Genomic DNA, 21,078 nt, shown 5'->3' on the forward strand with positions numbered 1-21,078 from the left:
GGGCCCGGGTCCCGGTGTGAGGGGCTGCCGTCCCGGGGTGCGGCGGGCGCGGGTACGGCGGACCGGGCGGCACCGGACGCGTCGGACGTCATTGTCATATCGAATTCACCACTCGTTCGACCCGATGGATTCGCCTATTGTGCCGCACCCCGCGCGGCGGAACGGTGCAGAATCCATTCACCAACCCGGACGATCGCGATAGCCCCGACGGCCCCCCGGGCACACGTTGCGGCAATCGGGTGAACGCCCGCAACCAAACCCGGCGGCTCCAGTTGGTCAGGCTGCACCGCGTTCGCGCGTTCATAACGAAAAGGGACAAGTAAGTGATCAAGAAGATTCTGACGACGGCCATGGTCACCGCTTCCATGGTGGGCGCCGGCGCGGCCATGGCTCCGCAGGCTCTGGCCGTCGGCGACAACGAGGGCACCTTCTCCGCGAGCGGCAACGGCGCCTCGCAGTCCTACGGCAACGCGGCCACGCACGGCGACATGAGCCCGCAGATGAGCCTGGTCCAGGGCTCGCTCAACAAGCCCTGCATCGGCCTGCCCGCCAAGGCCAACGTCGGCTCCCTCGTCGGCCTGGTGCCGATCGCCGTCCAGGACGTCCCGATCCTGTCGGCCCCGCAGAACCAGCAGTGCGTCGAGAACTCCACCCAGGCCAAGGGTGACGAGCCGCTGTCGCACATCCTCAGCGACATCCCGATCCTGTCGGAGAACGGCCTCTCCGGCCGCTGACCCGCCGGAACGGAAACCGCCCCCGTGCGCAGCCGGCGCACGGGGGCGGCGCCCTGTCCGGACGATTTCCGGCATTCGGGGGCCGCATTGCCCACCGAATGACGGAAGTAGGTTCGAACCATTATCGGTGAGGCATACGAGTGACTTTTCGAACTGCTCGCCGGTGAGCGGTTTCCGAACGGGAATCGTCTCGTTACCCAGTCTGCGGAAGCGCATGCCCGCATATACCGATGTGCGGCTGCGCGGGCACGAAGGCCGTGCCCCCGTACCGCGCTTCCCGCTGAAAGGATCGAAATGAAGCACATGAAGGCTGCTGCCGTCGTCGCCGGTATCGTCATGGCGCTGGGCGGTGCCGCCGCCCCCGCCATGGCCGACGCGGGTGCCAACGGTGCCGCTGTCGGCTCCCCCGGCGTCCTGTCGGGCAACGTGATCCAGGTCCCGATCCACATCCCGGTGAACGTCTGCGGCAACTCGATCAGCGTGGTCGGCCTGCTGAACCCCGCGTTCGGCAACACCTGCATCAACGCCTGACCCTTCCGCCCGGCGTCCCCGGACGCAGCGGAGCCGAGGCCCCGGTGGCGCTTCCGCGCCACCGGGGCCTCAGTGCGCGGGCAGCACCGCCGAGACCACGGCGGCGCCGCGCTCCTCGCACACGGCGGTCTCCACGAGCAGACCTCGGCGGGCCAGCAACCGCTCCGTCCGCGGCGCCTGCCGCTCGCCGGTCTCCACCAGCAGCACTCCGCCCGGGGAGAGCCAGTACGCCGCCCCGGCGGCCACCCGCCGCTGGACGTCGAGACCGTCCGGACCGCCGTCCAGCGCGGCCTGTGGCTCGTGCTCCCGGGCCTCGGCGGGCAGCAGCCCCAGCTCGGCGGTGGGGACGTACGGCGCGTTGGCGAGGAGCACGTCGACCCGCCCCCGCAGCGCGCCGGGCAGTGCGGTGTAGAGGTCGCCCTCGTGGACCGTCCCGCCCAGGGGTGCCAGGTTGCGCCGGGCGCAGCGGACGGCGGCCGGGTCGATGTCGGCGGCGTGCAGCTCGCCGGCGCCCAGGGCGCGGTGCACGGCCGCGCCCAGTGCGCCCGTCCCGCAGCAGAGGTCCAGGACGAGGGGGCCGGGCGGGGCCAGGGCGAGGGCCCGTTCCACCAGGAACTCGCTGCGCCGGCGGGGGACGAAGACCCCGGGGTCCACGGCGGTGCGGTGGCCGTGGAACTCGGCCCAGCCGAGGACGTGCTCCAGCGGGAGGCCGGCGGCCCGGCGCTCGGTCATGGCGGCCAGTTCGTCCGCCGTGCCGGCCGCGGCCAGCAGCAGTGACGCCTCCTCCTCGGCGAAGACGCAGCCCGCGGAGCGCAGCGCGGCGACGGTGACGGAGTGGGCACGGCGGGTGGGGGCAAGGGGCATGGACTGCCTTTCGGGTACCGACGGGCACCCGGCGACCGCGACCGCCCGGGGCTCAGACCCGGTGGTCGGCGCGGCGGCGGAGAAGGGGCGCCCGGCCTGCGAACGGGTTGATCGGGTCCACCTCCTCCGGTCCCTGGCGGGCCCGAGACGGCCCGCACCTTGCGTGGACGCACAGTATCCCATCGCATCCGGCCGGGGGTGACGAGCGCAACACCGCCGTCCCTCGCGTTGGAATCACAGGTCGCCGACCCGGGCCGGAGCGCATTCGAAGGGCCCTGAGGGCCTGCACCACCCAAAGCTGCAAAACAGGACATTCGACACCCGCCCTCCGCGCGGAATCCCGTCGGCGATCACCGGGCCGCCGCCGTAAGCTCGCGTCATGCAGGTGATCCAGTCGACGAAGCTCGCCAACGTCTGTTACGAAATCCGGGGCCCGGTCCTCGAGGAGGCAATGCGGCTGGAGGCGGCCGGTCACCGGATCCTCAAGCTGAACACGGGCAACCCGGCGGCCTTCGGCTTCGAGTGCCCGCCGGAGATCCTGGAGGACATCCTCCGCAACGTCGGCGGCGCCCACGGCTACGGCGACGCCAAGGGCCTGCTCTCCGCGCGGCGCGCGGTGATGCAGCACTACCAGACCAAAGGCATCGACCTGGACGTCGAGGACGTCTACCTCGGCAACGGCGTCTCGGAGCTGATCCAGATGTCGATGCAGGCCCTGCTCGACGACGGCGACGAGGTGCTCGTCCCCGCACCGGACTACCCGCTGTGGACCGCCTCGGTGTCGCTGTCCGGCGGGACGGCCGTGCACTACCGCTGCGACGAGCAGTCCGACTGGATGCCCGACCTGGCCGACATCGAGCGGAAGATCACGGACCGCACCAAGGCCCTGGTGATCATCAACCCGAACAACCCGACCGGAGCCGTCTACGACGAGGCGATGCTCCGCTCGCTCACCGACATCGCCCGGCGCCACCGGCTGGTCGTCTGCTCCGACGAGATCTACGACAGGATCCTCTACGACGGCGCCACGCACACCCCGACCGCCGCGGTCGCCCCCGACCTGCTGGTGCTCACCTTCAACGGGCTCTCCAAGAACTACCGGGTGGCGGGCTACCGCTCCGGCTGGCTGGCGGTCTGCGGCCCCAAGAAGGGCGCCTCCTCGTACATCGAGGGCCTGACGATCCTGGCCAACATGCGCCTGTGCGCCAACATGCCCTCGCAGCACGCGGTGGCCACCGCGCTGGGCGGGCGGCAGTCGATCGAGCAGCTGGTGCTGCCGGGCGGACGGCTCCTGGAGCAGCGGGACACGGCCTACGAGCTGCTCACCCGGATCCCCGGGATCACCTGCGTGAAGCCGAAGGGCGCCCTCTACCTGTTCCCGCGGCTCGATCCCGCGGTGTACAAGATCAAGGACGACCGGCAGATGGTGCTGGACCTCCTGCGGTCCGAGAAGATCATGGTCGTGCACGGGACGGGCTTCAACTGGCCCGAACCGGACCACTTCCGCATCGTGACGCTGCCCGCGGCCAAGGACCTGGCGGACGCGGTGACCCGGATCGGGACCTTCCTCGACGGCTACGGGCAGCACTGATCCGTCCCGGCGGGGCCGTTCCGCCCCGGGGCGGGGCGGCCGCCGGGGCACCGCACGGCGGCGGATTCCGATAGCGAGCCAATTTTAGACTCAATCCAATGTAGGATGGTCTCCTGACAGCGCGGGAGGCCGTCCATGTACGAACCGATCCGCACCAAGTCGGTCCACCAGGTGGCCGACGACGGTGCCTTCCCCCACCGCTCACGCGAGGAGGAGCTGGACATCCAGCTCGCGGGGCACCTCTCCGCGCTGCTCGCCGTGACCGACGAACTCGCCCTGCGCGAGGCCGCCGAGGCGATCGCCGTCCAGGTGGCCCGTCTGCGCGGCGCTCCCCCGGTCCGCCACGCCGCCCTCAGCGGCGCCGACGGCCCCGCGCTGCACCGGCGGGCGCACGCGCTGGCCGGCCGTGCCCTGGTGGTGGCGGCCTCGCGGGCCGACACCGCCGCGGCGATCCTGGCCGCGGAGCGCATGGACGCGCATGCCGCGGCGCTCGAAGGCCGACCGCTGGTCGGCACCCCCTGATCGGCCCCGGTCCGCCGCCGGGGAGGTCGCGGACCGGGCGCCACCCCCTCCCCCGCGGGTGCGGGGCCGGTCGGACGGCCCCCGGAGCAGGACGCTCCGGGGGCCGTCGTCACGTGGCCGGCCAGGGTGACACCACAGGTCAGGGCGGACGTCGGACCGACCCGCCACGGTCGGTGGGTCAGCCCAGGCGGTCGACCAGGGCCCGGTACTCCTCCCACAGCTCCTTCGGGGTGTGGTCGCCGAAGGTGTCGAGGTGCCCGGGAACCAGGGCGGCCTCCTCCCGCCAGACCTCCGGGTCGACGGTGAGCAGGTAGTCGAGGTCGGCCTGGGCGAGGTCCAGCCCCTCGGTGTCCAGGGAGCCGGGCGCCGGCAGCACGCCGATCGGCGTGCTGACACCCTCGGCGGTGCCCTCCAGGCGCTCCACGATCCACTTCAGCACACGGCTGTTCTCGCCGAAGCCGGGCCAGACGAACTTCCCCGCCTCGTTCTTGCGGAACCAGTTGACGTAGTAGATCCTCGGCAGCTTGGCCCCGTCGCCCCGGGCTTCGGCGGCCTGTCCGACCTTGATCCAGTGGGCCATGTAGTCGCCCATGTTGTAGCCGCAGAAGGGCAGCATGGCGAACGGGTCGCGGCGCAGCTCGCCGACCTTGCCCTCGGCGGCGGCCGTCTTCTCGGAGGCGACGTTGGCGCCGAGGAAGACACCGTGCTGCCAGTCGAAGGACTCCGTGACCAGCGGGACCGCCGAGGCGCGGCGGCCGCCGAAGAGGATCGCGGAGATCGGCACCCCCTTGGGGTCCTCCCACTCGGGCGCGATGATCGGGCACTGCGAGGCGGGGACCGTGAAGCGGGCGTTGGGGTGGGCGGCGGGCGTACCGGAGGCGGGCGTCCAGTCGTTGCCCTTCCAGTCCGTGAGGTGCGCGGGCTCCTCCTCGGTCATCCCCTCCCACCAGACGTCGCCCTCGTCGGTCAGCGCGACGTTGGTGAAGACGGCGTTGCCCCAGAGGGTCTTCATGGCGTTGGCGTTGGTGTGCTCGCCGGTCCCGGGGGCGACGCCGAAGAAGCCGGCCTCGGGGTTGATCGCGTAGAGGCGGCCGTCCTCGCCGAAGCGCATCCAGGCGATGTCGTCGCCGATGGTCTCGACCGTCCAGCCGGAGATCGTCGGCTCCAGCATGGCCAGGTTGGTCTTGCCGCAGGCGGACGGGAAGGCGGCGGCGACGTAGCGGGCCTCGCCCTGCGGCGGGGTCAGCTTGAGGATGAGCATGTGCTCGGCCAGCCAGCCCTCGTCACGCGCCATGACGGAGGCGATGCGCAGGGCGTAGCACTTCTTGCCGAGCAGCGCGTTTCCGCCGTAGCCCGAGCCGTAGGACCAGATCTCACGGGTCTCGGGGAAGTGCGAGATGTACTTGGTGGAGTTGCACGGCCACGGGACGTCGGCCTCGCCCTCGGCGAGCGGGGCGCCGAGGGTGTGCACGGCCTTGACGAAGAACCCGTCGGTGCCGAGTTCGTCGAGGACGGCCTGCCCCATGCGCGTCATGGTGCGCATGGAGACGGCGACGTACGCGGAGTCGGTGATCTCGACACCGATGGCGGAGAGCGGGGAGCCGAGCGGCCCCATGCAGAAGGGCACCACGTACATCGTGCGGCCCTTCATCGAGCCGCCGAAGATGCCCTTCTCACCGGCGAAGACCTCCTTCATCTCCGCGGGGGCCTTCCAGTGGTTGGTCGGCCCGGCGTCCTCCTCCTTCTCGGAGCAGATGAAGGTGCGGTCCTCGACGCGGGCGACGTCGGAGGGGTCCGAGGCGGCGTAGTACGAGTTCGGGCGCTTGACCGGGTCCAGCTTCCGGAAGGTCCCCTTCGCCACCAGCTCCTCGGCGAGCCGGTCGTACTCGGCCTGCGAGCCGTCGCACCAGACGACCTGGTCCGGCTGCGTGATCGCCGCGATCTCGTCGACCCAGGAGACCAGCTCCCGGTGCCGGGTGGGGACGGTGCCGGGAGCCGCGTTGTCGCGCGCCACGATCGCTCCTAAATGAGGGGTTTGTCGGTTGTTTCCCATGAATGCCCCGTGGGGGCTGCGACCCGGACGCTTCGTAGGCGCTCATCCGGTGCCGACCTCACTCATCTGATCATCCGTGGCGAATGCCCATATGTCCAGAGGGCCTCTCACGTGAGCATCACCACGCCTGCGTGAGCGTCGCCACTCGGGCCCCTGTCACCTACGGTCGCGTAGGTACCATGCCCGCATGACGTCAGCCGCCCTCGAAGCGACCGAGAACGCCCTCCACCAGGTGAAGCCCCGACTGCGCGGCTGGCTGCACGCCGGGATGTTCCCCGCCGTGCTCGTCGCGGGTGTCGTGCTCACCGCTCTCGCCGACTCCCCCCGCGGCCGGATCGCCTGCGGCGTCTACGTCCTCAGCGCCTGCCTGCTGTTCGGGGTGAGCGCCCTGTACCACCGCGGGAACTGGGGACCGCGGACCACCGCCGTGCTGCGCCGGCTCGACCACGCGAACATCTTCCTGATCATCGCGGGCACCTACACTCCGCTCACCCTGCTGCTGCTCCCGGACTCCACCGCGCGCCTGCTGCTCTGGGCGGTCTGGGCGGCCGCCGCGGCCGGGATAGCCTTCCGGGTGTTCTGGGTGGGGGCCCCGCGCTGGCTGTACACGCCCTGCTACATCGCCATGGGCTGGGCGGCGGTCTTCTTCCTGCCCGACTTCATGCGCAAGGGCGGCATCGCCGTTCTCGTCCTGGTGATCGTCGGGGGGCTGCTGTACAGCATCGGGGGCGTGATCTACGGGATGAAGCGCCCCAACCCCTCGCCGCGCTGGTTCGGCTTCCACGAGGTCTTCCACTCGCTCACGCTGGCCGCGTTCACCGTGCACTACGTCGGCATCTCGCTCGTCGCCTACCAGCACGCCTGAGCGCGGCGCGCACGTGTACGCCCCCGGGCAGGTACCCGGGGGCGTACACGTGTGCGGGGGGCGTCAGCGGCCCTGGAGCGCCCTGACGTTGTCGCCGAAGGTCCAGCCCTTGGAGCCGTCCCAGTTGGCCGACCAGGTCATCAGCCCCTTCAGCGCCCCGCCGTAGTGGTTCCAGGCCCGGGCCACCGAGGAGGGAGCCATGTACCCGCCGCCCGCACCCGGCTGCGCGGGGAGCCCGGGGACCTGCCTGTCGTACGGGACCCTGACGGTGGTGCCCTGGACGACCAGGCCCCGGTCCAGGCAGTCGGTCTGCGCGGTGAACCCGGCCACGGTGCCCGCGGCGTAGGAGTCGCCGGAGCAGCCGTACATGCTGCCGTTGTAGTACTGCATGTTCAGCCACCACAGGCGGCCGTTGTCCGCGTACTTCTTGATGACCGGCAGGTACGCGCCCCAGATCGAGCCGTAGACCACGCTGCCGCCGGTGACGTAGGCCGTCTCCGGAGCCATCGTCAGGCCGAAGCCGGCGGGCATCCCGGCCAGCACGCCGTCGATGATGCGGACCAGGTTGGCCTGCGAGGTGGACAGGGTGCCGATGCTGCCGCTGCCGACGAGCCCGGTCTCGATGTCGATGTCGATCCCGTCGAAGTTGTAGCGGCGCAGGATGGGCACGATCGTCTCGACGAAGCGGTCGGCGACGGCCCGGGAGTTCAGGTCGATGCCCGCGGTGGCGCCTCCGATCGACATCAGGACGGTGGCCCCGGCCGCCTTGGCCCGGCACATCTCGGCGGGCGTGGGCACGCGGACGGTCCGGTCCATGCCGTCCTCCCACAGCACCGTCCCGTCCGGGAGGATCACCGGGAAGGCGGTGGTGAGGACGTTGTAGCCGTGGGCCGCGAAGCGGGGGTCGTCCAGGGGCGCCCAGCCGAAGGGCGGGTGGACGCCGTTGGCCGCACCGTCCCAGTTCTCCCAGTAGCCCTGGAGGACCTTGCCGGCGGGCCGGGGCTTGAGGGCGCAGGTGTCGGCGGCGGCACCCGCCGGAGCGCGGTGGGGCGCGGAGACCGCCGGGGCGTGGGCGGGCGCGGCGGTCTCCGCGGGCTCGTCACTCCCGGCGGCGGCCGGGGCTGCGAGGGCGGTGGCGGTGAGCAGGGCGGCGAGTGCCGCTCCGAGGACACGGGCGATCCGTTGGCCTGGCATGCGTGCTCCTGGGGACGTGGGGGTGGTCCGGGGGCGGCACTGCGATTGACCGTAGGATGGTCCAGACCTTTCGTCAACAGGTCTGTACCACAAGGGAGTTGACTTTCCCCCGCGCCCCCGGCCCGCGCCGGAACGGCACCGGGCCCCGTCCGCCGGTCGGTCGCCGGCGGACGGGGCCCGGTGGGCCGGGGAGGGTCACCGCCTGCGCAGGTCGCCCTTCCCGCACGCCACGCCGTCCCGGTTCGGGTCCAGCTTCAGCGGGTCGTCCTTGCCGTTCACCTTCAGCCGCCCGTAGTCGTGCTCCGCCAGCCAGGAGCACCGGGCCCTGGTGGTGGGCGCGACCTTCTTCGGGAAGACGGTCGGCACGCAGACCCCGGCGCTGCCGTAGTGCCGGTCGCAGCCCGCGACCTGCGGGTCGACCGGGGCCGACGCACGCTTGCGCTGCGGCTGCTCGGGGGCGGCCTGCGCCTCCTGCGCGAACTCGTGCACATGCGCCGAGGGCGCCTCGGCCGCCATCGCCGCCGGACCGCTCAGGTGGACCCACTCGGCCACCGAGGGCACGCCGTTGGCGTCGACCGCGAACAGCATGTACCAGCCGGGCGGGGCCAGATTCGGGTTGCTGGTGACATTGAGGTCGATGTTGTTGCCGTCGACCGTCATCGGCAGGTCCACGAAGCGCTGGTTCGGGTCCGAGGAGTGGGTCACCGCCGCCGGGCGGATGAGCTCCGCCTTCACCACGGGCCGGTCCACGGTGATCCGCTGGGTGTCGCCGTAGGTCCACTCGCCGTCGATCACCGAGGTGATCTGCGGCCGCGGCCCCTTCAGCAGGTACGGCGGGGTGTACACCGACACGTTGTGGTTCCACGACCCGTTGCCCGGGTTGTCGCCCACCGACATCACCCGGCCGTCCGGCAGCAGGAAGGACGAGGAGTGGTAGCCGCGGGCCTCGGGGTCCGGGGTGACCGGGTCGAAGGTCTCGGTCACCGGGTCGAAGATCGACGCCTCGTAGACCGGGTTGGCCCGGTTGTGCAGAGCGCCGCCCGTCTCCAGCACCGTGCCGTCCGGCAGCAGCACCGCCGAGACGTACATCTTGCCCTCGGCACCCGTCTGGGGCCGGGGGCCGTCGCCCATGTCGACCGTGCCCTGCGGGATCGGCGGCCCGTGCACGTAACTCGGGTCGGGCTGCTTCAGGTCGATGATGTCCGTCAGCCGGTTGGCCGCCGGGTTGGTGTCGATGTTGCCGCCGCCGAGGGTGAGCACCCGCTGGTCCTGGGCCGGCGGCAGCAGCACGCTCGCGGACTGGTCGCGCTCGTCCTTGCTCTGCAGGCCCGGGACCTCGGTGACGGTGTTCGCCTCGTAGTCGTAGATCGCCGCCCCGGTACCGGGCGTGCCGTTGCCGAAGACGTGGCTGCCCGAGTAGAACAGCCGCCCGTCCTGCATGAGGATCATCGACGGGTACAGGCCCCAGTACGACCAGGTCTGGTTGACCTGCCACAGCGGCAGCCACTTGTTCTCGGCGGCCGAGAAGCGCTCGGCGGTCACCGAGCCGGTGGAGTCCTCCTTCAGACCGCCGAAGGAGATCACGTCGCCGTTGCCGAGGATCGTGGCGGACGGGTACCAGTGCCCGTCGTTCATGTCGTTGGTCCGGATGTAGGTCTCGGTCTCCGGGTCGAACAGGTAGGAGTCCTTGAGTCCCTGGTAGCCGATGGTGCCGTCGGCGGAGGGATAGCCCTTGTTGCCGGACATGATGAGCACCCTGCCGTCCTGGAGCTGGACGTGCCCGGCGCAGAACATGTCGGCGGGGGTCGGGATGACCCGGTAGCTGCCGTCCGCGGGGTCGTACACCGCGGAGGTGAAGCTGCCCGCCTCGAACAGGGACGGGTCATTGCCGGATCCGGCGATCAGCAGCACCTTGCCGTTGTGCATCACCACCGAGTGCATGGAGCGCACCGGGTTCTGCACCGGCAGCACCTCCCAGCGGCCGTCCTCGCACTCCTGCGCGGTCCCCGTGCACTCCGGGTCCGGCACGGGGACGCTGACCTCCTCCATCGCGTAGTCGTCCGTGGTGACCGAACCGGTGCCGTAGACCGAAACACCCCACGCGATCCTGTCGGTGTTCGGCGGCACGGCCGGGGTCCGCACCTCGGCGCGGGCGTAGTCGGCGCTGATCTCCAGCGTCTTGAGGTCGGTCCAGTACTGCCAGCCCGCGTCCGTGTCCCGGCGGAAGAGGGTCACCGAGACATCGGGGGTGGTGGACTTGTACCAGAGCGACAGGTCGTACTGGCGGTCCGGGACCACCGTCGGCGCGCAGACCGTGTTCTCGGTGATCAGGGCCTTGCGGTCGCCGTCGACCCGGCGGGTCAGCTCGACCTTCATGGCCTTGGTGCCCGAGTGGGCGTCGGCGACGGTCTCGAAGGTGTAGTCGTTGTCGCCCCAGCCCGACTGCGACCAGCAGGCGGGCATGGCACCCGTTCCCGCGGTCTCGAAGCCCGGGTTGCTGATCAGGTTGGGCGGGCCCGCCTGCGCGCTCTGCGGCGCGGATATCAGCAGAGCCGTGGTGAGGGCGCCGACGGCGAGCAAGGCGGTCCGGGGCCTGCGGCGCAGTCCGCTCCTGAGGGGTGGTGACATGGTGTTCCCTTCGTGCGTTTCTCGGCGGCTCTCGTGCACGTGCGTGCGGCGGCGGCCGCGGGGCCGACGCCGCACGCACGCGGTCTCCTGGGCCGGCCGCGCCCGCCCGGCGCGGCCGGCCCGCTACCGGGCGGTGTCCAGTGCCCGCGCGCCCGCCCGCCCGCGCCCCGGGGCACCGCGGCGCGGCAGGTAGACCAGCGCCTCGGTCGCCGCGAACCGCACCACGAAGGTGGTCAGCAGGGCGAGGGCCGTCGCGGGCAGCACGGCCATCCCCCACTGGGCGACGAACAGGGCGATCAACGGGATGCGCAGCAGCAGGTCGGCGTTGGCGAGCAGGGCGAAGCGGCCGAACCGGTCCGCCCAGTGCCGGTGCCGCCGCCGCTCGCGGAAGAGCAGGACCTCGATCAGGAGGAAGTTCCACACCACACCGAACTGGTTGGCCACGATCTCGGCCGGCAGGTAGTGCATCCCGCCCGCCACGAGCAGGTGCAGCGCGGCCAGGTTGGGCAGGAAACCGGTCAGGCCGATCACCCCGAAGGCGGCCATCCGGGCCGCGGCCGAGGCGGTGCGCAGCCCGGACAGGTGGGACAGGAACCGCATCCCCTCCCTGGCCGAGGACTTGGACTCGCCCGCGAAGCGGTCCCGGAAGACGAACGGCACCTCCGCCACCGTCTCCGGGCGGCAGCGCACCGCGAGTTCGAGGAGGATCTTGTACCCGAGCGGTTGCAGCTCGTCGGCGGCCACCACGCTGCGGCGGATGGCGAAGAACCCCGACATCGGATCGCTGATGCCCCGCAGCCTCCGCGGGAACAGGGCCTTGGCGAGCCAGGTCGCGCCGCGCGAGACGGCGACCCGGTAGCCTCCGGCGAGCCCCTCGCGGCTGCCTCCGGGGAGGTAGCGGCTGGCCACGACGAGGTCGGCACCGGACGACTCCCCCGCACGGACGAGCTCCGGCACCAGGGCGGGCGGGTGCTGGAGGTCGGCGTCCATCACCACGACCCAGTCGGACCCCGCGCGCTTCAGTCCCTCGACCACCGCTCCGCCGAGACCGCCGACCGGTTCGTCCCGGTGGAGGACCGCCACCGGGAAGGGGCAGTCCTGGGCCGCGTCGCGGATCACCTCCGGGGTGTCGTCGGTGGAGTCGTCGACGAACAGGACCTCGCAGGGCAGCCGGGAGGGCACCGACTCGGTGAGCCTGCGCAGGAGTTCGCGGATGTTGCCGGACTCGTTGAAGGTCGGCACGACGAGGGTCACGGCGCCGGGCTCGGCGACCTGGCCGACGGTCAGTTCCGGGTCGCCGAGCTCGCCGGCCCCGGTCCTACGCGGTGTGGTCACTGGGTGCCTCCTTCGCCGCCGACACGGCGGATCTCGATGCGGTCGTCACCCCGGCCGAACACGGCGACCGCCTCGGAGTTATCCAGGGCCGCCTTGACGTTGGGCAGGTCGACCGCGTCGCGGCGCACGGTCGGCGAGGAGACGACGTAGTCGATGTCCCGCCAGCCTCCCGGGAGGGTCCTGGTCACCGCCGGGTCGAGGTCGGCCTTGTAGAACCAGATGACGCCGGTGCCGGGGGTGAACCCGTCGTGCACCAGGTCCAGCCACAGGGCGTCGTCGACCAGTACCCGGGTGGCGGCCGGGTCCTCCACCCGGGTGCCCATCCACGCCGCGGCCGCCCGGTAGGGGGCGTTGGCGTCCGCGGTGAGGGCGTCGCGGTTGCCCTCGTACCAGTGCGGGACGACGAAGGCGAGGGCCGCCAGCGCCAGCACCCCGGCCAGGGCGCCGCGCACCCGGCGTTCGGCCCGCGGGGCGGCCGCGCGCCCGACGGGCCGCCGCAGCACCGCGTGCGCCACGCTGGCCGCGCCGCCCGCGAGCACCAGGGCCAGGAAGGGCAGCGCCTGGACGACGTACATCGCCGGGAGGTAGCCGGAGGGCCGCAGCGCCACCACGGCCAGGATCAGGACCACCAGCGAGGGGCCCGCCAGCGCCCGCGCGGTCACCGACCAGCGCAGCGTGGCCAGCAGCAGCGCCGCGCCCGCGAGCCCGCCGATCGGCAGCACGGTGTCGTAGTACAGCCAGGAGCGCAGCACCTCGTTCGAGCCCGTGCCCGCCTCCAGGATGAACCCGGAGCCCGGGCGCCCGAGCTGGTAGGTGATGCCGTCCATCAGCGAGACGTGGCCGGGCCCGGACAGCAGCTCGTTGTTGAGCAGCGCGTACAGGGGGTAGCACAGCCCGATCAGGGCGCAGGCGGTGATCGCACCGGTGACGGCGAACTTGCGGGTGTCACGGTGGCTGTGCCGCCACATCGTCACCAGCAGCGCCGGCAGGACCAGCAGCATCGTCTCCTTGGTGAGCACCGACACGGCTCCGGCGAGACCCGCGGCGAAGTGGTGCCACAGGTGCCTGCTCGGGGAGGCGGCCAGGCAGAACGCCAGCAGCATCCACATCACGGCGATGTTGTCGAGGAAGATCTCCCGCTGGAGCACCACCGACAGCGGCGAGAGGCCGAACATCAGCATCGCGAGGGCCGCCGCCCAGCGCGGCAGCCAGAGCCGGCGCGCCAGCACGTACAGCAGGACCGCGGAGGCGGCGCTGACCACGAGCATCGCCAGGCGCATCGTCGCCACGGTCATGGTCTCGGGCGCGATCAGCGACGGGATCCAGGTCAGGAACGCGATCTGGATCCAGCCGAGCGGCGGATGGTCGTACCAGTACGTGTAGTGCGCCAGGCCCTCGCCCTGCTGGACGGCCCACGCCTGGGCCAGGTAGGTGCCCTCGTCGTCGCTCAGTGCGGGGAAGTGGGCGATGTTCCAGCCCTGCACCACCATGATCAGGCACAGCAGGGCGGCACAGATCAGCAGGTCGGGGCGGGAGGAGCGGAAGCGGACGACGGGGCGCACCCAGGCGGCGGCGCCGGTGTCCGGGGAGGTCGTGCGCTGGGCGGGGATCCGGAGCGTGCCGCCGGGCCCGGCGTCGCCGGCCGTCCCGGTGGTCTCCGGTACGGGGGGCAGGGTCGTCGTCACCGGCGGGCGTCCTCTCTGGTCTCGGTCAGATCCGTCAGGTGTGCGCCGACGTGGCTGGTCAGCTCCCACTCGTTGCGGCCGGTCTTCTCGCGCCACACGGCGCGCACCGCCGCCCCGGCGAGCATCAGCTGGTAGAAGGGGCCGCCGAGGATCAGCTTCACGTAGTGCACGAAGCGCACCCGCAGCCCGTACGCCACCCCGAAGTCGTGCAGGCCCACGACCTCGAACACGAAGGTGACCAGCGCCGTGATCAGCGGCAGGAAGGTGACGACGGCGATACCGGCGGGCACGTCGAGGAAGAGCGCGATGCCCACGTTGACCGGGATGATCACACCGGTGAACGCCTGCATGAACGGGGACATCAGGGTGTAGCGGGCCAGCATCCGCTGACCGCGGGTGGGCAACTGGCGCCAGTCCTTCTTCCGGTACACCTGGAGGAAGCCCTGGTTCCAGCGGGTGCGCTGCTTGAGCAGGCTCATCAGGGTGCCGGGGGTCTCCTCCCGGGTCACCATGTCGCTGTCGTAGGCGACGACGACCTTCTTGCCCACGGAGGACAGGCGCACACCGAGGTCGCAGTCCTCGGCCAGGCACTCCGGGTCCCAGCCGTCCGCCTCGCGCAGCACCGCGGTGCGCACGAAGACGGTGTTGCCCCCGAGCGGGATGAACCCCTTCTCGGCGTGCAGGTGCAAACGGCTGCGGAAGTAGAAGAAGTACTCCAGGCAGTTGCGCAGGCTGTACCAGCTGGAGTGGAAGTTGATGAGCTGCACGCCGCCCTGGACGACGTCGGCGCCGGTGCTGGTGAAGGCGTGGTCGACGTGGGTGAGCAGCTCGGGGTGGACCTGGTCCTCGGCGTCGAAGACGCCCACCACGTCGCCCCGGCAGTGCGGCAGCGCGGTGTTCAGCGCCTTCGGCTTGTTCTTGGTCTCGTGGGTGTCGGTGACCACCCGCACTCTGACCGGGTCCCGCGCGGCCGCCCGTTCGGCGACCGCCGCGGTCTCCGGATCGTCGTGCCCGACGATCACGATGATCTCGAAGTTGGAATGGCTGGATTCCAGTAGCCGTTCGATGGTGTGCTCCAGCACCGCCTGCTCGTGGCGGGCGGGCAGCAGCAGCGAGAACGACAGCTCCGTGCCGCCCTCCGGGCGGTCGAAGCGGGTGGACGCCAGCGTCTCGGGTGTACGCCAGGCATGCATCTGCCACCAGAGCGTGAACGCCGCCATCCAGAACAGCGCCATGGAAATGGCAACGACGAACACCGATATGAGCACAAAGCCCCCCTAGGCCCCCTTGCGCCGCGGCAAGGACCCCCCTTGGCCGTCCGGCGCGCAGACCGCGCCCGCGCACGTACTCCCCGTACGCGCGCGCAACAACGGTCGTTCAGGACTGTAGAGGCGGAGGATTGCGTTCCGGTGCTCGTCGGTTAAATTCCGCCGTTTCAGCTCCGGTTGGTGAGCTTTTGGGCAAGCTCTGGTGCCGCTGTGGTCGGTGTCTCGCACACGAATCCCCGGCACACGTACGCGGCCGGACCCGAACCCACCAAGGGCCTCTCGCGCAACAGCGGAAACTCGCCATCATCGGGCCCACCCACGGCGACGACCGCGCCGGGCGCCGTCGACAGCAGCGCGGTGCGGTGGAGCTCCGCCCGCAGCGGGTCGCCCTCCGCCCCCACCACCGCCACCTCACGCGGGCCGTCGAGCAGCGCCTCGGCCACCGCGAGCCCCCAGCCCACGAACCGCGGGGCCCGGGGCGCCAGCGCCTTCACCACGCCCAGCGCCCCTTCGGCCGCCGTGCGGTGGGCGGCGGAGCCGGTGTGCGCGGCGTAGCCGAGCAGGGCGCCGGCGGCGGCCGTCCAGCCGGAGGGGGCCGCGTTGTCGGTCGGGTCCTGGGGGCGCCGGATCAGCTCCTCGGCGTCGTGGGCGGTGTCGTAGAGCTCGCCCTCCTCCCCCGTGAACCGGTCCATCACCATGTCCAGCAGGAATCCGGCGAACTCCAGCCAGGTGCCCTCCCCCTGCACCGCCGCGAGCGCGAGGAAGCCCTCGGCGACGTCCGCGTAGTCCTCCAGGACGCCCGCACCCGACCCGGCGCGGCCGTCCCGGGACGTGCGGTGCAGCCGCACGCCCCCGGAGGAGAAGTCCATGTGCACCCGCACCAGCAGGTCCGCCGCCTCCGTGGCCCGCTCGACCAGGTCGGGCCGGTCGAAGTACGCCCCCGTCTCGGCGAGTGCCGCGATCGCCAGCCCGTTCCAGGCAGCGACCACCTTGTCGTCCCGGCCCGGCCTCGGCCGCTCCTCGCGCGCCGCGAGCAGCCGGGCGGCGAGCTCCGCGTCGGGCTCGCCGCCGGGCAGGCGCAGCACGGAGGCGCCCTCCTCGAAGGTGCCCTCCTCGGTCACCCCGTACAGCTCCGCCGCCCGGGCGCCGTCCTCCTCACCGAGCACCTCGCGGAGCCCGGCGGGCGTCCACACGTAGAAGGCCCCCTCGGCGTGGCCGCCGCCGGGGGTGTCGCTGTCGGCGTCCAGCGCGGAGGCGAAGCCGCCCTCGGCGGTGCGCAGTTCGCGTACCAGGAAGTCCGCGGTCTCCAGCGCGACCCGGCGGGCGAGCGCACTGCCGGTGGCCCGCCACAGGTGGGCGTAGACGCGGCACAGGAGCGCGTTGTCATAGAGCATCTTCTCGAAGTGGGGGACCAAAGGTTCACCGACCCTCGGCGTGAGCACGTACCGGTGGAACCCGCCTCCTACCTGGTCGTACAGGCTCGAACGGGCCATCGCGCCGCACAGCCCCTCCGCCATCTCCAGCGCCGCCACGGAACCGGCACGCGCGTGGTGGCGCAACAAGAACTCGATCACCATCGACGGCGGGAACTTGGTGTCTCCCTTGAACCACCCGCTCGCGGGGTCGATGTCCCTGGTCAACTGGAGGAGGGCCAGGGCCTGGGTCTCCTCGGTGGGCGTCCCGGCGTCCCCGGTGCTCAGTTTCCGCCCGGCAAGGTCCCGGGTGATCTTCCCCGCGACTTCCCCCACCTCGTCCCGGCGGCTCGTCCAGGCGCTGTGTACGCCTTCGAGCACCTGCCGGAAGGACGCCATGCCGTGGCGGGGCTCGGGCGGGAAGTAGGTGCCGAAGTAGAAGGGCTCCCCGTCGGCGGTCATGAACACCGACATGGGCCAGCCTCCCTGCCCGGTGGCGGCCTGCACGGCCTCCATGTAGACCGCGTCCACGTCGGGGCGCTCCTCGCGGTCCACCTTGACGCACACGAAGTGCTCGTTCATGTACGCAGCGGTGTCGCCGTCCTCGAAGGACTCGTGCGCCATGACGTGGCACCAGTGGCAGGCGCTATAGCCGACGCTGAGGAACACGGGGACGCCGCGCCGCCGGGCCTCCTCGAACGCACCGGCCTCCCAGGGCCACCATTCGACCGGGTTGTCCTCGTGCTGAAGGAGGTACGGGGACGTGGCCTGCGCAAGTCGGTTCGGCATACCCCCATCCTTGCGCACGGGCCTCCGCCCCACCCATGCGCCACGGGGGAAGCGCACGAACGGGACGGAGGGGTGCCGGCTCAGTGCTCCCGCGGCCGGACCGGCTGACGAGTGGCGGCACTGCGCCACCGCCACAGCCCCCGGCAGGCGGGCAGAGAGAGCCCGAAGAACGCCCCGCACCGCGCGCACCACGGCAATCCGTTCTCCGGATCCGTGGGGCACTCGGCATCTCGCGGCCCTCCCGGAGACCGGAGGCCCCTCCCGCGCGGGGGCTTGCCCGACGCCTCGCACACGGCCGTCCTCGTCGCGTGGTCCCGCAGCTCCGGCGACCGGCGCGCCGTCGCGGGAAGGCGGCCCCGTCGCCCTGGCGGACCGGCCGGTTCCCCAGGCCTGCGGGCGGTGGTGCAGCCCGGGTCCCGTCGGTCAGGAGACCGCCGCGAGCAGGCGGTTGACCAGGGTGGTGAGCTGAGCCGGAGTGGTGGCGCGGGCGAACTCGTCCTCCTGGATGGCCACCCCGAACTCGCGCTCCAGCCTGCCCAGCGTCTCCAGCAGGGCGAGGGAGTCGTAGCCCAGGGCGGCGAAGTCGAGGTCCTCGGGCCGACCGCCGGCGGCCTCGATCGGGTCCCCCTCGCCGGCGCAGTCCCGGATGATCTCCATGAGCCTGTCGGTCGTCAGCTGATTCATGATGGCTTGCTCTCCTGTCGCTGAGGGGTGGTCGCCCGGCCGGGCCGGCGCGGGCCCGTCACGACCAGGGCCGAGTTGAAACCCCCGTGGCCCCGGGCGAGGATCAGCGCCGTGGCGAGCGGGGTCCGGCGCGGGGCCGTCACGAGGTCGAGGGTGTGCTCCGGCAGCGGGCGCGCGATGTTGACGGTCGGGGGGATGACGCCCTCGCGCAGCGCCAGCAGGGCCGTGGCCACGTCGAGTGCGGGGCCGCCCGCGCTCAGCCGGCCGGTCATGGTCTTGGGCGCGGTCACCGGGACCCCGCGGGGGCCGAAGAGCGTGCGCAGTGCCTCGGCCTCGATCGCGTCCTCCTCCGGGGTGCCCGCCGCGTCCGCGAAGACCACGTCGACCTCCCCGGGGCGGAGGTCCGCGTCGTCGAGGGCGGCCCTCGCGGCCCGCAGCAGGTTCGGGGGGCGCCCGGAACCGGGCGGCGGGTCGAAGGTGGCCGCGTAGCCCGCCAGCCGCCCGTAGCGGCGAGCGGCTCCGCGGGCCCGGGCGGCCTCCTCGCTCTCCAGGACGAGCAGCGCGCCGCCCTCTCCCGGTACGTAGCCGCCGGCCTCGGTGTCGAAGGGCCGGTAGGCGCGGGCGGGATCGGGTTCCTCGCTCATCCTCCCGGTGCTGACGTGGGCCACCCAGCCCCACGGGCAGGGTGATCCGTCCACGGCTCCGGCGAGGACCATCGGCTGTCCCCGGCGGAGCTGGCGGCGGGCCTGCCCGAGGGCGTCGAGTCCGCCGGCCTGATCGGTGACCAGCGCGCCCGCCGGGCCGCGCAGCCCGTGCCGGATGGAGATCTGGCCGGTGTTGACGGCGTAGAACCAGGCGAAGGACTGGTAGGCGCTGACGTGCTGGGGGCCGTGGCGCCAGAGGTTCTGCAGCTCCCGGTGGCCGAATTCGAAGCCGCCGGCCGAGGCGGCGGTGACGACTCCCACCCCGTACTCCGGCAGCCGGCCGGGGTCGACCCCGGCGTCGGCGAGGGCCCAGTCGGAGGCGACGAGGGCCATCCGGGTCATGTGGTCGGTCTGGGGCAGGAGGCGGCTGGGAAGGTGGTCCTCCGGGACGAAGGACGCCACCTCGCCGGCCAGGCGGCTCGGGTAGCGGCCAGCGTCGAAGCGTGTGACGGGGCCGATCGCCGAGGCTCCGCGCAGGGTACCGGCCCAGTGCTCGGCGTGGCCCAGTCCGGTCGGGGCCACCACGCCCATCCCGGTGACGACCGTGTCCGCCCTCACGCGGCCGACCCTCCGCGCGCGCCGGGCCCGGACAGCACCATGGCGCTCTGGAAGCCGCCGAATCCGCTGCCGACCGTGAGGACGTTCTCCACCGGGAGGGAGCGGGCTTCCAGGGGTACGTAGTCCAGGTCGCACTCGGGGTCGGGCTCGCGGAGGTTGGCGGTGGGCGGGATCGCGTCGTGGCGTATGGCGAGGGCGCAGGCGGCGATCTCCAGGGAGCCGATGGCGCCCAGCGAGTGGCCGATCATCGACTTGATGCTGCTGATGGGGGTCCGGTGGGCGTGCGCGCCGAGGCTGCGCTTGAAGGCCGCGGTCTCGTGGCGGTCGTTCTGCCTGGTGCCCGAGCCGTGGGCGTTGACGTAGTCGATCGCGGACGGGTCCGTGCGGGCCTCGGCGAGCGCGACCCGGATCGCCTCCGCCATCTCCACCCCGTCGGGTCGCAGTCCGGTCATGTGGAAGGCGTTGCTGCGACTGGCGAATCCGGCTATCTCGGCGTACACCTCGGCACCCCGGCGGAGGGCGTGCTCCCGCTCCTCCAGGACGAAGACCGCGGCCCCCTCGCCGAGGACGAAGCCCCGGCGGGTGCGGTCGAAGGGCCGGGACGCCTCGGACGGCCGGTCGTTGTCGGGGCTCGTGGCCTTGATGGCGTCGAAGCAGGCGACGGTGATGGGCGAGATGGGCGCCTCGGTGGCGCCGGCCACCATCACGTCGGCCTCGCCCTCCTCGATCAGGTCGGCGGCCCGCCCCACCGCGTCCAGCCCGGAGGTGCACCCCGTGGAGACCAGTGAGACCGGGCCCTCGGCACCGATGCGGTCGTGGGCCACCTCGGCCGCGATGGAGCCCGGTACGAAGTAGTCGAAGAGGTGGGGTACCGCGTAGGAGTGGTCCACCAGCCACCGGGCGCCGCTGTCGCTGACGACCGCGTACTCGTTCTCAAGGCTCGTGGTGCAGCCGACCGCGCTGCCGAGGACCACTCCGATCCGGGCTCCGTCCAGGGCCCCGCGGTCGATCCCGCTGTCCTCGATGCCCTCCCGCGCGGCGACAACCGCGAATTGCGCGGCGCGGTCCATACGGCGGATCTGCCGGGGCGTGAGCCCTTCCGCAACCGGGTCGAAATCACATTCCGCGGCCATTCGGGAACGGTAGGGTGCGGCGTCGAAAGAAGTGATGGTGCGCGTGGCGGTGCGTCCCGATACCAGGAGGTCCCAGAACGGTTTTGCCCCGATGGCACCCGGAGCCACGATCCCGATTCCCGTGATGACCGCACGGCGATGCGTCGCTGTCCTCATCCCCCTCCTCCTTCACCGGGGCCCATGGCCCGGGACACGACGGAGCGAGGCCCCGCGTCGACTTCAAGAGAAATGCCCACGGAGTGAGGGTGCGCGGAATCCCTCGCATTCAGCTCAAAGGCGCGCGGAGGAGCGTGGAGAGCCTTGACAGGAGAGGCGGAAGGGTGTCGGACGGCCCGGCCGGGGGCACCCGCGCGACGCGTCTGCGCTTGAACCCCGCTGGAGGAACGCTCGAACCGGGGACTCGGACGCGCCCAGGACGGCGCTCCGACCGGGTGTTTTGCCCTGGCTCCGCCGTACGGCCCGAGGAGCCTCGAACGGCCCGCGAGACGCCCGGCGGGGCCGGGACGCACGGCAGGTGGCGGGAAGAGG

General features: G+C 72.0%; 16 protein-coding genes. 5 read left to right on the forward strand and 11 right to left on the reverse strand.

Going from position 1 to position 21,078, the window contains the following annotated elements; genetic code table 11:
* Nucleotides 1–323: 323 nt before the first annotated feature.
* On the forward strand, nt 324–734 hold the full coding sequence (locus NPS70_RS26535) for a rodlin (RefSeq protein WP_256526969.1): 411 nt from the start codon (nt 324–326) through the stop codon (nt 732–734).
* Nucleotides 735–1,028: 294 nt separating this feature from the next.
* A complete protein-coding gene (locus NPS70_RS26540) occupies nt 1,029–1,265 on the forward strand; it encodes a chaplin (RefSeq protein ID WP_256526970.1) in 237 nt (78 codons plus the stop codon).
* Between the two features lie 69 nt (nt 1,266–1,334).
* On the opposite strand, the gene NPS70_RS26545 is transcribed toward NPS70_RS26540, so the two are convergent.
* Nucleotides 1,335–2,129, reverse strand: coding sequence for a putative protein N(5)-glutamine methyltransferase (locus tag NPS70_RS26545; protein WP_256526971.1), 795 nt, complete (start codon nt 2,127–2,129; stop codon nt 1,335–1,337).
* Between the two features lie 379 nt (nt 2,130–2,508).
* Between NPS70_RS26545 and NPS70_RS26550 the strand changes: the two genes are divergently transcribed.
* Together NPS70_RS26550 and NPS70_RS26555 are read left to right on the forward strand one after the other, a co-directional pair.
* Complete coding sequence (locus tag NPS70_RS26550) at nt 2,509–3,720, forward strand: pyridoxal phosphate-dependent aminotransferase (protein ID WP_256526972.1); 1,212 nt, start codon at nt 2,509–2,511, stop codon at nt 3,718–3,720.
* A 135-nt stretch (nt 3,721–3,855) separates the two neighbouring features.
* On the forward strand, nt 3,856–4,242 hold the full coding sequence (locus NPS70_RS26555) for a hypothetical protein (protein ID WP_256526973.1): 387 nt from the start codon (nt 3,856–3,858) through the stop codon (nt 4,240–4,242).
* A 178-nt stretch (nt 4,243–4,420) separates the two neighbouring features.
* Here the strand turns inward: NPS70_RS26555 and NPS70_RS26560 are convergent, their stop codons facing one another.
* On the reverse strand, nt 4,421–6,256 hold the full coding sequence (locus NPS70_RS26560) for a phosphoenolpyruvate carboxykinase (GTP) (protein ID WP_256526974.1): 1,836 nt from the start codon (nt 6,254–6,256) through the stop codon (nt 4,421–4,423).
* Nucleotides 6,257–6,482: 226 nt separating this feature from the next.
* On the opposite strand from NPS70_RS26560, the gene NPS70_RS26565 reads away from it, so the two are divergent.
* Entirely contained in the window at nt 6,483–7,160 is a 678-nt protein-coding gene (locus tag NPS70_RS26565) for a hemolysin III family protein (protein ID WP_256526975.1), read from the forward strand.
* A 63-nt stretch (nt 7,161–7,223) separates the two neighbouring features.
* Here NPS70_RS26565 and NPS70_RS26570 read toward each other — a convergent pair whose 3' ends face one another.
* From NPS70_RS26570 to NPS70_RS26610, 9 genes are all read right to left on the reverse strand, one after another.
* Nucleotides 7,224–8,354 carry a chitinase gene (locus tag NPS70_RS26570; protein ID WP_256526976.1) on the reverse strand — a complete coding sequence of 377 codons (1,131 nt, stop codon included), beginning with the start codon at nt 8,352–8,354 and terminating at the stop codon, nt 7,224–7,226.
* A 195-nt stretch (nt 8,355–8,549) separates the two neighbouring features.
* The gene (locus NPS70_RS26575; RefSeq protein ID WP_256526977.1) at nt 8,550–10,982 is read right to left on the reverse strand and encodes a galactose oxidase-like domain-containing protein; all 2,433 of its coding nucleotides are present in this window, start codon (nt 10,980–10,982) and stop codon (nt 8,550–8,552) included.
* Between the two features lie 123 nt (nt 10,983–11,105).
* Complete coding sequence (locus tag NPS70_RS26580; protein ID WP_256526978.1) at nt 11,106–12,317, reverse strand: glycosyltransferase family 2 protein; 1,212 nt, start codon at nt 12,315–12,317, stop codon at nt 11,106–11,108.
* Entirely contained in the window at nt 12,314–14,002 is a 1,689-nt protein-coding gene (locus tag NPS70_RS26585; protein ID WP_374212061.1) for an ArnT family glycosyltransferase, read from the reverse strand. The genes NPS70_RS26580 and NPS70_RS26585 overlap by 4 nt, the downstream gene beginning before the upstream one ends.
* Complete coding sequence (locus NPS70_RS26590; RefSeq protein WP_256526979.1) at nt 13,999–15,270, reverse strand: glycosyltransferase; 1,272 nt, start codon at nt 15,268–15,270, stop codon at nt 13,999–14,001. The genes NPS70_RS26585 and NPS70_RS26590 overlap by 4 nt, the downstream gene beginning before the upstream one ends.
* A gap of 167 nt (nt 15,271–15,437) precedes the next feature.
* The gene (locus NPS70_RS26595) at nt 15,438–17,471 is read right to left on the reverse strand and encodes a thioredoxin domain-containing protein (protein WP_256526980.1); all 2,034 of its coding nucleotides are present in this window, start codon (nt 17,469–17,471) and stop codon (nt 15,438–15,440) included.
* Nucleotides 17,472–17,894: 423 nt separating this feature from the next.
* A complete protein-coding gene (locus tag NPS70_RS26600; RefSeq protein WP_256526981.1) occupies nt 17,895–18,155 on the reverse strand; it encodes an acyl carrier protein in 261 nt (86 codons plus the stop codon).
* Nucleotides 18,152–19,417 carry a ketosynthase chain-length factor gene (locus NPS70_RS26605; RefSeq protein ID WP_308315052.1) on the reverse strand — a complete coding sequence of 422 codons (1,266 nt, stop codon included), beginning with the start codon at nt 19,415–19,417 and terminating at the stop codon, nt 18,152–18,154. Before NPS70_RS26605 ends, NPS70_RS26600 begins: the two co-directional genes overlap by 4 nt.
* Complete coding sequence (locus NPS70_RS26610) at nt 19,414–20,706, reverse strand: beta-ketoacyl synthase (protein ID WP_256526982.1); 1,293 nt, start codon at nt 20,704–20,706, stop codon at nt 19,414–19,416. Before NPS70_RS26610 ends, NPS70_RS26605 begins: the two co-directional genes overlap by 4 nt.
* Nucleotides 20,707–21,078: the final 372 nt, after the last annotated feature.

Source organism: Streptomyces sp. C10-9-1 (assembly GCF_024497955.1).
Lineage (GTDB): Bacteria > Actinomycetota > Actinomycetes > Streptomycetales > Streptomycetaceae > Streptomyces > Streptomyces sanyensis.